Raw genomic sequence first — 11012 nt, forward strand, 5'->3', positions numbered from 1 at the left:
ACGCAGAAAATTAATATTAGCTAGTTTTGAGAGAACGAAGTTCTTTCAAGCAACAAGAAGTGTGGTGGCGATAGCCAGAAGGATACACCTGTTCCCATGCCGAACACAGCAGTTAAGCTTCTGCACGCCGAGAGTAGTTGGGGGATCGCCCCCTGCGAGGGTAGGACGTTGCCACGCTTTATATTTGGAGGATTAGCTCAGCTGGGAGAGCATCTGCCTTACAAGCAGGAGGTCACAGGTTCGATCCCTGTATCCTCCATATGAGCCGTTAGCTCAGTTGGTAGAGCATCTGACTTTTAATCAGAGGGTCGGCAGTTCGAGACTGCCACGGCTCATTACAATTGAATATTATTAGCGCATAATATTTTGTATGCCGACTTAGCTCAGCTGGCAGAGCACCTGTCTTGTAAACAGGGGGTCGGAAGTTCGAATCTTCTAGTCGGCATTTTGCGGAAGTAGTTCAGTGGTAGAACATCACCTTGCCATGGTGGGGGTCGCGGGTTCGAATCCCGTCTTCCGCTTGTTATGCCGGGGTGGCGGAATTGGCAGACGCACAGGACTTAAAATCCTGCGGTCAGTGATGACCGTACCGGTTCGATCCCGGTCCTCGGCATAGTTTTATGCACCCATAGCGCAACTGGATAGAGTGTCTGACTACGAATCAGAAGGTTGTAGGTTCAACTCCTACTGGGTGCATTTTTTCGGGAAGTAGCTCAGCTTGGTAGAGCACCTGGTTTGGGACCAGGGGGTCGCAGGTTCGAATCCTGTCTTCCCGATTGATAGAACATTATCATTTATTTAGTCATCATCGCGGTGTAGCTCAGCTGGCTAGAGCGTCCGGTTCATACCCGGGAGGTCGAGGGTTCGATCCCCCCTGCCGCGATATAGGTCTTGGACCTTTAGCTCAGTTGGTTAGAGCAAACGGCTCATAACCGTTCGGTCGTAGGTTCGAGTCCTACAAGGTCCATCGACTCAACATTTTTAGAGTTCGTTTTATATCAGCTTATTTATGGAGGATTACCCAAGTGGCTGAAGGGGGCGGTCTTGAAAACCGCTAGGTGGGTCAAACCACGCGAGAGTTCGAATCTCTCATCCTCCTTATTATCGCGGGATGGAGCAGTCTGGTAGCTCGTCGGGCTCATAACCCGAAGGTCGTTGGTTCAAACCCAGCTCCCGCAATTTTGGTTCGTTGGTCTAGTTGGTTTAGGACGCCTGCCTGTCACGCAGGAGATCACGAGTTCGAGTCTCGTACGAACCGCTTTTGGCTCGGTAGCTCAGTCGGTAGAGCAATGCATTGAAGCTGCATGTGTCGGCAGTTCGATTCTGTCCCGCGCCACTTTTTTTAATATTTTTTTGCGGGTGTAGTTTAGTGGTAAAACCACAGCCTTCCAAGCTGTTGTCGCGAGTCCGATTCTCGTCACCCGCTTTGTACTAATGGGCCTATAGCTCAGCTGGTTAGAGCGCACGCCTGATAAGCGTGAGGTCGATGGTTCGAGTCCATTTAGGCCCATATTGGAGAAGTACTCAAGTGGCTGAAGAGGCGCCCCTGCTAAGGGTGTAGGTCGCGTAAGCGGCGCGAGAGTTCGAATCTCTCCTTCTCCGTTCAAATGACCCGTTGGTCAAGTGGTTAAGACACCGCCCTTTCACGGCGGTAACATGGGTTCAAATCCCGTACGGGTCATTCATGAGAATGAATTTTTATATTATCGCGGGATGGAGCAGTCTGGTAGCTCGTCGGGCTCATAACCCGAAGGTCGTTGGTTCAAACCCAGCTCCCGCAATTTTGGTTCGTTGGTCTAGTTGGTTTAGGACGCCTGCCTGTCACGCAGGAGATCACGAGTTCGAGTCTCGTACGAACCGGTGTACAGGTTACAGCTTGGTAGCTTGTTTTTAACGCTAAAGTCGAAAGAATCACATTAAAAAAATGTCTATATTCAAACGCCAATTTGACGATTGAATATAGACATTTTTTTCATTTTAAATTGATGCTTAATTTGCCTCAGTTTTTTTAGCTGGTGTGTAGTACGCTTCATGCGAATAGAAACTCGGTGAATCGCGATATTCTTTTGGAATAAATTCATGAGAACCGTTCTTCCATAATTCGAAATCTGAATATGAGTTCCAGGTGCCTAGAATGACGCGTTGATTGATATCTTTATGGTAATTAAGCGAATAGATTGAATGCATACCATCCGGTAGTCCGTCACTGCGTAACTTGTTAATTCTGGCGTCAAAAACTTTTTGTTGATCAAAATTGAGATCCATTGCGGAGAAACTGACGAACCCATCCCATTTATCCGTACCAGTGTGGCTCAACACATCGTATAACACCGGTGACTGGAATACAGATGGTTTTCCAGAATAATCCAACATCATCAACTTGTCATTTTGATTCAACGCTTGAAAAACACGCAAATCACGATCTGGGTGATTTGCCTTTATTTCAGACAAAATCTTGTCATTACCAAATGTAATCGCTATTTGTTCGTTCATAGACCCACCTCCTACATCCAAGAACATTATACTTTTTTTCACGAACTTAGCCAAACATTTACAATGTCGTTGACCGACATTATACTGAAAGAAAATGAGGAGGGGTATTTGTGAAATTAACTGTGTTAGGCTTTTTAGGTGGTTTTCCTGCTAACGGAAATGGAACAAGCAGTTACCTGTTACAATCTGGTGACTTTAATCTATTGATAGACTGTGGAAGTGCAGCGCTGTTAAGCTTGGAAGAAGTATTAGATCCCATGAAACTAAATGCAGTCATTTTAACTCATTATCATCATGATCACACGGCCGACGTTGGGGTGCTTCAATACTACTGGCAATTGCACGACACGCGATATACTGAAAAGGTACTCCCGATTTATGGTCATCAACTTGATAAACAAAATTTTGCGGGGCTGGATTGGCCAAACTCAACAAAAGGCATTGCTTATGATCCCGATCAATCATTGGAAGTCGGACCGTTTGAAATTACCTTCTTCAAGACCCACCATCCAGTGCCTGCATTTGCATTGAGAATTGTTGAGAAATCAACCAACAAGGTGCTGGCTTTTACGGCGGACACAGCTTACTTTAAGGAACTCACAAGCTTTGTCGCTAACGCAGATCTGCTGATGACCGATACCAATTTCTTTGCGAATAAAACCGGTCAGAAGTGGCATATGACTTCCACGGAGTCTGGGCAACTTGCTAAAGATGCGCATGATCGTCAATTGTTGCTGACTCACTTACCGGCTACTGGAGATATGACTAAGCTAAAGGCTGAAGCGCAACACACTGCGGGTTCGATCCCCGTTCTGGTTGCGAGTCGGCACTTGACAGTTGTCATCTAAATTTGACCAAAAAAAGGTCTTTATATGGTCATTCTGTGAATCTTATGACTTTTATAACATTCTTCTATATAATCAAGATACAGAAATGATTATTAGGAGGATGAAACTTATGACAGTCAATTTATTAACGACCCCAAGTTGCACATCTTGTAGAAAAGCAAAGCAGTGGTTAATCGATCACGAGGTAGATTTTAAGGAACGGAATATCTTTGCTCAACCGCTCTCTACGACAGAATTGAAACAAATTCTAATGTTGTCGGAACGGGGGACTGAAGGCTTAATTTCAACCCGATCTTACGTATACGAACAATACAAAGACAAAATTAATTCTTTAACAATTGGTGAACTGATCAAGCTTTTAGCAGCCCACCCAGAAATGATTAGAAGGCCAATCCTGATGGATGCCAAACGCTTAGAAATCGGGTTTAACGATGACGAGATTCGCCGGTTCCTACCACGAGAAGTTCGGAAGAATGACTTGGAGCGCCTCATTCGAAATGCACTATAATGAAAATGTCTTAATTACTTGTTAATAACCATTTTTAGCCGTATTATTTACATGGACAGTATTCATGTTACAATGTTATTATTAATAACCCTAGGATATTGAAAGGGGTGGCTAAGATGGAAATGGAACGGATTAACGAGAATACAATTCGAGTATTAATTGGTAATGATGATCTTGATAAACGTGGGATTACCGTACTAGATTTACTCGGGAATCATAAACAGATTGAAAGCTTCTTCTACAGTATTCTTGAGGAAGTTGACAAAGATCATCAATTTCAGAATAATGATGCCGTCACTTTCCAAGTTCTTCCAAATCAAAATGGACTTGAGCTGTTCATCAGTAAGGATGTTGACATCTCTAACAATGAAATGATGTTGGATTCAAAGAGTGGTAACCAGGATAAGCGTGATCAGGTGTCCAAGTATATTGATGAACATCCAGACACCGGCAAATCACAACATGCAGGTGATAGCAAAACAAATGATGAATTTGGGCATCAGAAGAGAACTGTGATTCTTGAATTTGATGCATTAAATGACTTTATTGAGTTAGCTAAGGCGTTGAGACTGGAAAATGGGACGTCAGATTTGTACTTGTATCAAGATAAGTACTATTTAATCCTACAATTGTTCAGCAACGATCCAGTTGATATGGTTGTCAGTGATGAAGTTGCAATTGCGAACGAATATGGCAAAAAGACGACCATCACTGAAGATGTTTTGACTGAGTATGGTCAACAATTGATGGAAAATAGTGCGCTGGAATTGAGCAGATACTATTTTAAATGATTTTTAAATTCACTGAAGATTGGGACAAACGGCGATTTGATCCCAGATTTGACGAAAAAGACCAATTATTCCTGATTTTGGAATAGTTGGTCCTTTTCGTTAAATGGGCGAGATCAGCCGCTTGTCGCAAGCTTTATCAAGATAGAAAGGGACAGCCAAGTTGCATTCATAAATATTTTGCCGACTAATGACTCAGCCTTTTTTGCTTTGACAAGTCATTCAGATGCTCATTCAAAACGCCGCCAAACTCAAATTTCAATCAGAGTTTGGCGGCCTTTTTATCAACTAATAGTTATTGGCGCGTTTTGTTAAGGTTGTTGTGTAGTAAGTCTTGGGAGATGGGGGATCCTGAAAGCCGGTCGTCTTTGAAACAATGTATAGCGGCCGCTTTCTGGATGCCTCGAAGATCCTGAACAGATAGGAGCCAATCATTCCAAGGGAGAGTAACAGGATCCCGACCATTAAGAAGATTGAGAAGACCGCAAAGTGAGCGGTATCCATTTGGGTCATCAAGGCAAATCCCAAGTAACCCAGGCTAAATAGAATCGAAAAAGTTCCCAGCCAATTTGCCAGCTGCAGGGGGACTGCCGAAAACGACGTGACCCCGTCCATCGCCAGACGAATCATTTTGGTCAACGGGTACTTTGAATAACCGGCAATTCGTTCTCGCCGCTCATATTCAACGTCCGCTTGCTTGAAGCCAACCCAGCTGACCATTCCGCCAACAAACGGGTCGGTCTCGTTCATTCGACTAAGTTCGTGGACAACTTGGCGATCCATTAATCGAAAGTCACCAGTATCTAACGGAATTTTGATGCTGGTGATTTTTTGTAGCCCGCGGTAGAACATGGCCGCGGTTACTTTCTTGAACCAGCTTTCACCATCCCGGAGCACCCGTTTGCCATAGACAACATCATAGCCTTCATGCCACTTACTGATCATATCAACGATCACAGCAGGGGGATCTTGTAAGTCGGCGTCCATGACAACGACTGCGTCACCACTTGCGTAGCGGATGCCAGCCGTGATGGCGAGTTGGTGACCAAAATTTCTGGAAAATTGGACGAGTTTAATGTTTGAATGATATGCCTGCGAATTGACAATTAACTTGGCACTTTGATCACTTGAACCATCATCAATAAAAATCAATTCAAAGTTTTGTGGTTGATTGGCAGTGAAATTCTCCAAACTATCAATTGTGTTTTCAATGCCAGCTTCTTCATTAAAGACTGGGAGGACAATTGAAATTAATTCAGTTTCTTTATCCATTTGAGGACCTCCTTTGCAAATTATTTGTAGATTGTTGATAGATCGTAGAGGACGCCGGTTGAGCCCATACCACCAGGTTGTTGAGCGTTACCTTGCTTAGTTTGGCGAGTTGGGGTGGTTGCTTTGTTCTTAGTTCCGGGCTTCTTTGACGGCTTCTTGGTGGCGTTCATTCCAGCGCCCCGCTTCCCACCGGTTGGCGGTGTCATGGCGCCCCGCTTCTTGGTGCCGGTTGGTTTGGCCTTTCCATTAAAGCTTGGTTGCTTTTGACTGCTTGAGGTTCCAACTGCCTGTGAGCTGGTATTTTGATACAGGCTCGTCTTGACCTTGGTTGCGTGCTTTTTAATCCAGTTAATAATCTCAGAATTTCCCGATTTGCCGGAATAATAGAAATATTTGAGTTGGCCGGTTTTGACTAACTTTTTAAATTCTTTCAGGGTAATTGCCGGATCGGTTCCGTTAAATCCACCCATTGCCATGACAGCCTTACCGGTTTTGATGATATAAGGGGCGGCTGTCGTCGAATCGCTGGTGGCAAAGAGGTATTTGGCATTGCCCTGATTTTTCTCCAAATAATTGAGCAATTTAGAGTTGACTTGGCTATTGCCCATACCGCCGCCACCCATTGCTGAACCGCCTTGACCAGATGTCAAAAGCGATGGGCCAGCAGTCGGAATCATGGCCGACTCAGCTGCAATTGTGGGTGTGAGCGACCACCAAGTCGGTGCCACTAAAATCCCGAGTAGGCCACCAACGATTAATGGCTGCGTAATCGTTCGGTGAGGCAGGAGAATTAATCCGGCAGAAATACCAATGGCCACCGCCAAAATCAGCCAGGTGAGCCAAGGATAGTAACTGTAAACGTACCAGGACTGCAGGGCCGCGGTTGCAACAATCGCGACCGGCAATAAATAAAATTGCCAACGGTTACGACGCCCTTGATTGAACAGTTTGACTAAAGCCGTGACGCCAATTCCAAATAACGCCGCAATTGGGGGTGCCAGCATAATCATGTAGTAGGGATGAAAGAAACTGGCAACACTAAAGAAGCCATAAACTGGAACGAGCCAACCGGTCCACAAGATCAGCTGTTTTTGTTCGCGAGAGAGGGCATACCATTTGCGCTTACGATCACGGAAAAAGACGAGTCCGCCAATCAAGCCAATAATGGCGAAGGGTAATAACCAGCTGATTTGTGGCCCTAGTGATGACTGGAATAACCTGAACGGACCGATGGTGCCGATATCAAATGCACCACCGCCGCCACCGCCATTACCCATTTTTCCCGGGCCACCTTTTTGATTTTGACCACCAGGCATGCCTTGAGCGGTTTTACCACCGCCTTTTCCAGGCGCTTTTGCGTTGCCCTTCTTCATATTTGTTGGCAGCTTGCCGCCTTGTGGTCCGCCGCCTTTTTTAGTTTGCGTTTTACTGTTCATTCCGCCGCCAAAGGTCCCGCCAGTCCCTGTCGTCTGACCGAGTAGTCGTTCAGTCCCGTTATAGCCAAACGCCAATTCCATGAGAGAATTTGTTTCTGAACCGCCGATGTAGGGACGCTTGCTGGCGGAGGTCATATCGGTTGATAAGGGCAGTGCCAACGTGAAAACGAGTAGTGAGATTGTGGCAAATGCGAGCTTGGTAACCTTCTTTTTCCAAGTTTCATTGGCTGCCAGCCAGTAAAATAAATATATTGCCGGTAGAATCATGAAAGCTTGGAGCATCTTAACGTTAAATGCGATGCCGATTAACGCAAAACTGGTGAGTAACGTTAACAACTTTTGGCTGGCAATTGCTTTTTCCAGCATCAGCAACGCTAGTAACAGGAAGAAGATCAAAGTTGCGTCCATGTTATTTGTTCTGGAATCAGCGACCACGATGGGCGTGAGGGTCATGGCAAGTGATGCTAAGCGACCCGCTGATTTGCCAAAGTAGGGTTGAACCAGCCGATACATAAGATACACTGAACCAACGCCAAACAAAACTGATGGCAGGACGACACTCCAACCGTGCACGCCGAAAATCTTGGCACTGATTGCCATAAACCATAAGGCGACGGGGGGCTTGTCAACGGTAATGTAACCTGCGGGATCGAAACTACCATACCAAAAGTTCTTGAAGCTTTCAGTCATACTCTTAATTGCCGCGGTGTAAAAGGCATTTGCTGAACCAGCTTTCCAAATCTGCCAGCCGTAAAGAAATAAGGCTAGGATTAGGATCAGCGTTAAGATCCAATCAATTTTGAAGGATCGTTTATTGGTCCGGGTCTGGGTATTTTCAACCATTCTTTGATTAGCTGCCAAGGTGGTGGGCCTCCCTTAATTGTTTTTTATTGTTGAATACCCAAAATTTTGAAAGCAAAAAGTTTGTGGGAACGGTGATCATCAAGCTCACCAGTGGAATCAGTTGTGAGTTAATGACTGCTGAACTGCTGGCAATGTGCGCGATGCCAATACTGATTAACCAGGTAAACAGATAAGTGGCATAATATCTAATAACCACTGATTTAAGGTTGCCGTGGGTTTTAAATACCCATTTATTATTCAGCGACAGGCCGATAAGCGATGTGATGCCGTAGCCAACGCCCATTGCAAAGGTGGCGTTCGTCGGTTGAAGCAGTAATAAATAAATGACATAGGTTAGAACTGTATTAAGCAGGCCAGTCAGCCCGAATTTGATAAATTGCTTTGTGCTTTTGATGTGATCAACCTCCTTTTTTATTGATGCAGTGAGTTTATCGAAGCAAGCATAAATTAAGCTTAAAAATTGGTTTTCGATAAAATTTGGCTAATTTAGTTGACGGTTTTGTGAAAACTCGGTACTTTAAGTAGAGTAGAAGGACAGCTCTGCTAGGCAGAAATTTCCCCAGAAGCACTTCAACCATAAATTTTAGCCATACGATTCGACTGACATTCCAGTTTTAATCTCAGGCTATGCTCACTTACAAAAGGAGATACCATCCATGAAAGAACTTCATATTTTGATTGTTGAGGATGACGAAGAACTTGCCAAGAGCCTCCAATTATTTCTTAATGAAATTGCCCAAACAACCGTGTCTCATGATGGCTTCGAAGGTCAGATGCTCGGCCAAGAAGGCATTTATGATCTGGTTGTCTTAGACCTCATGCTGCCACAAGTTAATGGCTACGATATTTTAAAACACTGGCGAAACGAAGATCACTTGAGTATGCCAGTGCTGATTTTAACGGCCAAAGATACCTTGGACGACAAGGTGCATGGCTTTCAGTTGGGGGCCGATGATTATCTGACCAAGCCATTTCACCGAGAAGAATTGATCATGCGGGTCAAGGCCCTATTGAAGCGCAGCGGCCACCTTGGAAACGACAACCAGCTGACCGTTGGCCCATTCAAGGTTAACTTAAGCAACCGAATTGTGAGTGTCAACGATAAGCCACTGGAATTAAATGGCAAAGAATTTGATTTGCTGGTATACTTCATTCAAAATCCGGACACGATCATCACCAAAGATCAAATTTTTGACCGGTTATGGGGATTTGAATCCGAAACAGCCATTTCGGTGGTCGAAGTTTATATGAGTAATTTACGAAAAAAGCTGAAAAAGTCATCCTCGCTTTCACCAATCAAGACGTTACGAAACGTTGGTTATATGTTTGAAACGGAGGCCCTAGCGTGAAGAACAGCGATCCACAACAAAAGCAGCAGTTTTCCCTTTTTGTCAAGGAACTGATTGGTTTTGCGTTGCTATTCATGGTATTAGGATTAGTGGTTAACTTTTTCTTTCATCAGTCGATCTATAAGAATATTGACCACGGACTCATTACGCAAAAGCAGGTCGTCCTGAATAATAAAAAGCAGCCCAGTTTTCGAACCGACAATGGGAATACGGCACCAGGTGTGACCGCCCCTAATAATGGCGATACCCCATTTCGGACAAACATTTTAGTGTTTAATAAACGTGGGCAAATCATCAACGCTCAAATGCTGGGGAATCGAATTTACAATTTGTTTATCAATACTAAATTAGACAAGACTCAGATTAACAAGGTCCAAGAAGTCACGTTGATGTCAACGGATAACACCTTGCATTATTTTCGGTCGCTGTTGATTAAAGTGCCTAAGTCCAATACGAATCCGATGTATGCCGGCAATTACGTCCTAATCTTGGAAAACATTGATACGGACTTATTAGCCATTAACAGCTTTAGGCGCTCACTCTTAATTACCTTGACGTTGTTCTGGATATTGGCCATTGGCATTGCTTACTATCTTTCCCGATCAAGTATGAAGCCAATTGTCGAATCGTGGAAACGTCAACGGCAATTTAGTGCCAATGCTGCTCACGAACTGCGGACACCGCTGACGGTGATTCAAAATCAAATGGAATATATGCTGACGAAACCGAAGTCCCAAGTGGTTGATCAAGTGGATGCGATCTCGACTTCGCTCGATGAAGTGAGGCATTTGCAGACGCTCACCAATCGTTTACTGATGTTAGCTCGTTCAGACGCTGGTCGAATTGAAATCAATATTCAAAGCGTGGATTTGCAACAGTGGTTCGATCAGGTCTTGAAGCCGTATAAGGATATTGCCGCCAGTCAATACAAATCGTTGGATGAGACGCTTAGAGCATCAGGTCATGGCAATTTTGATGCGGATTTGATTCGGCAGCTATTGATCATTTTATTGGATAATGCCATCAAATATACCCCAAAAGGCGGCACAGTATCGGTTGCGACCAGCCGTGTCCGTGACAAGTTGACAATTGAAGTACGAGATACTGGCGTGGGAATTGCAGACGAAGACAAGAAACGAATTTTTGAAAGATTTTATCGGTCTGACAAATCAAGAAATTCCAAGACGGGTGGAAACGGCTTGGGACTGGCGATTGCAAAATGGATCGTTAGCCAGCACCATGGAACGATTACTGTGAAGGATAATCATCCCAAAGGCGCCGTGTTTGTTGCAACCATTAGTATGCGCAACCAGACGGCGACGACTCGATAAGCATCCAGCTATGTCGATGTTCTCGCGGTAGTGTGTAAACGGCTGATCCCAGAATTTAGAAAAAAGCGGCTGGGACATACCTCCTAAACTGAGAGTAGAAAAACTTGTGACGACAAGTTTTTC

General features: G+C 44.5%; 9 protein-coding genes, 19 tRNA genes and 1 rRNA gene. 25 read left to right on the forward strand and 4 right to left on the reverse strand.

The genetic code is table 11. From position 1 onward, the window contains the following. Nucleotides 1-60: 60 nt before the first annotated feature. From rrf to FD12_RS11615, 20 genes are all read left to right on the forward strand, one after another. Nucleotides 61-177 (forward strand): 5S ribosomal RNA (rrf, locus tag FD12_RS11520). 9 nt (nucleotides 178-186) lie between these two features. Next, nucleotides 187-259, forward strand: a tRNA-Val gene (locus FD12_RS11525). 3 nt (nucleotides 260-262) lie between these two features. Beyond that, nucleotides 263-335, forward strand: a tRNA-Lys gene (locus FD12_RS11530). Nucleotides 336-372: 37 nt separating this feature from the next. Continuing rightward, nucleotides 373-445, forward strand: a tRNA-Thr gene (locus tag FD12_RS11535). A 4-nt stretch (nucleotides 446-449) separates the two neighbouring features. Next, a tRNA-Gly gene (locus FD12_RS11540) sits at nucleotides 450-521 on the forward strand. A gap of 6 nt (nucleotides 522-527) precedes the next feature. Continuing rightward, a tRNA-Leu gene (locus FD12_RS11545) sits at nucleotides 528-613 on the forward strand. Nucleotides 614-622: 9 nt separating this feature from the next. Continuing rightward, nucleotides 623-696: transfer RNA gene (locus tag FD12_RS11550), tRNA-Arg, on the forward strand. A 6-nt stretch (nucleotides 697-702) separates the two neighbouring features. Then, nucleotides 703-776, forward strand: a tRNA-Pro gene (locus tag FD12_RS11555). 33 nt (nucleotides 777-809) lie between these two features. Next, nucleotides 810-883, forward strand: a tRNA-Met gene (locus FD12_RS11560). A 10-nt stretch (nucleotides 884-893) separates the two neighbouring features. Then, nucleotides 894-967 (forward strand) — tRNA-Ile (locus tag FD12_RS11565). Between the two features lie 44 nt (nucleotides 968-1011). Continuing rightward, nucleotides 1012-1099 (forward strand) — tRNA-Ser (locus tag FD12_RS11570). Nucleotides 1100-1105: 6 nt separating this feature from the next. Continuing rightward, a tRNA-Met gene (locus FD12_RS11575) sits at nucleotides 1106-1179 on the forward strand. Nucleotides 1180-1183: 4 nt separating this feature from the next. Beyond that, nucleotides 1184-1258: transfer RNA gene (locus tag FD12_RS11580), tRNA-Asp, on the forward strand. Between the two features lie 5 nt (nucleotides 1259-1263). Further along, a tRNA-Phe gene (locus FD12_RS11585) sits at nucleotides 1264-1336 on the forward strand. 19 nt (nucleotides 1337-1355) lie between these two features. Beyond that, a tRNA-Gly gene (locus FD12_RS11590) sits at nucleotides 1356-1426 on the forward strand. Nucleotides 1427-1436: 10 nt separating this feature from the next. Next, nucleotides 1437-1510 (forward strand) — tRNA-Ile (locus FD12_RS11595). A gap of 4 nt (nucleotides 1511-1514) precedes the next feature. Continuing rightward, nucleotides 1515-1602 (forward strand) — tRNA-Ser (locus FD12_RS11600). Nucleotides 1603-1609: 7 nt separating this feature from the next. Next, nucleotides 1610-1681 (forward strand) — tRNA-Glu (locus FD12_RS11605). 26 nt (nucleotides 1682-1707) lie between these two features. Continuing rightward, nucleotides 1708-1781, forward strand: a tRNA-Met gene (locus FD12_RS11610). A 4-nt stretch (nucleotides 1782-1785) separates the two neighbouring features. Beyond that, nucleotides 1786-1860: transfer RNA gene (locus FD12_RS11615), tRNA-Asp, on the forward strand. A 129-nt stretch (nucleotides 1861-1989) separates the two neighbouring features. Here FD12_RS11615 and FD12_RS11620 read toward each other — a convergent pair. Beyond that, nucleotides 1990-2493 (reverse strand): monooxygenase, encoded by a 504-nt coding sequence (locus tag FD12_RS11620; protein WP_082622254.1) that lies wholly within the window; start codon nucleotides 2491-2493, stop codon nucleotides 1990-1992. Nucleotides 2494-2603: 110 nt separating this feature from the next. On the opposite strand from FD12_RS11620, the gene FD12_RS11625 reads away from it, so the two are divergent. The 3 genes from FD12_RS11625 (at nucleotide 2604) to FD12_RS11635 (ending at nucleotide 4640) form a co-directional block, all read left to right on the forward strand. Then, nucleotides 2604-3341: an MBL fold metallo-hydrolase gene (locus FD12_RS11625; RefSeq protein ID WP_054749027.1), complete on the forward strand. Its 738-nt coding sequence runs from the start codon at nucleotides 2604-2606 to the stop codon at nucleotides 3339-3341. A 109-nt stretch (nucleotides 3342-3450) separates the two neighbouring features. Further along, nucleotides 3451-3849, forward strand: coding sequence for a transcriptional regulator Spx (spx, locus tag FD12_RS11630; protein WP_054749028.1), 399 nt, complete (start codon nucleotides 3451-3453; stop codon nucleotides 3847-3849). Between the two features lie 116 nt (nucleotides 3850-3965). Continuing rightward, nucleotides 3966-4640: an adaptor protein MecA gene (locus FD12_RS11635; RefSeq protein ID WP_054749029.1), complete on the forward strand. Its 675-nt coding sequence runs from the start codon at nucleotides 3966-3968 to the stop codon at nucleotides 4638-4640. Between the two features lie 285 nt (nucleotides 4641-4925). Here FD12_RS11635 and FD12_RS11640 read toward each other — a convergent pair whose 3' ends face one another. The 3 genes from FD12_RS11640 to FD12_RS11650 are packed head-to-tail and all read right to left on the reverse strand — an operon-like array spanning nucleotide 4926 to nucleotide 8603. Beyond that, entirely contained in the window at nucleotides 4926-5909 is a 984-nt protein-coding gene (locus FD12_RS11640; RefSeq protein ID WP_056983270.1) for a glycosyltransferase family 2 protein, read from the reverse strand. A gap of 20 nt (nucleotides 5910-5929) precedes the next feature. After that, nucleotides 5930-8188 carry a glycosyltransferase family 39 protein gene (locus FD12_RS11645; RefSeq protein WP_146986061.1) on the reverse strand — a complete coding sequence of 753 codons (2259 nt, stop codon included), beginning with the start codon at nucleotides 8186-8188 and terminating at the stop codon, nucleotides 5930-5932. A gap of 7 nt (nucleotides 8189-8195) precedes the next feature. Continuing rightward, a complete protein-coding gene (locus tag FD12_RS11650) occupies nucleotides 8196-8603 on the reverse strand; it encodes a GtrA family protein (RefSeq protein ID WP_082622255.1) in 408 nt (135 codons plus the stop codon). A 262-nt stretch (nucleotides 8604-8865) separates the two neighbouring features. Here FD12_RS11650 and FD12_RS11655 point away from each other — a divergent pair, with 262 nt between their 5' ends. Both FD12_RS11655 and FD12_RS11660 read left to right on the forward strand, forming a co-directional pair. Continuing rightward, a complete protein-coding gene (locus tag FD12_RS11655) occupies nucleotides 8866-9558 on the forward strand; it encodes a response regulator transcription factor (protein WP_056983274.1) in 693 nt (230 codons plus the stop codon). Next, complete coding sequence (locus FD12_RS11660) at nucleotides 9555-10889, forward strand: sensor histidine kinase (RefSeq protein ID WP_054749031.1); 1335 nt, start codon at nucleotides 9555-9557, stop codon at nucleotides 10887-10889. The genes FD12_RS11655 and FD12_RS11660 overlap by 4 nt, the downstream gene beginning before the upstream one ends. Nucleotides 10890-11012: the final 123 nt, after the last annotated feature.

The sequence above is a fragment of the Lentilactobacillus rapi DSM 19907 = JCM 15042 genome (assembly GCF_001436255.1).
In the GTDB taxonomy this organism is placed as follows: Bacteria; Bacillota; Bacilli; order Lactobacillales; family Lactobacillaceae; genus Lentilactobacillus; species Lentilactobacillus rapi.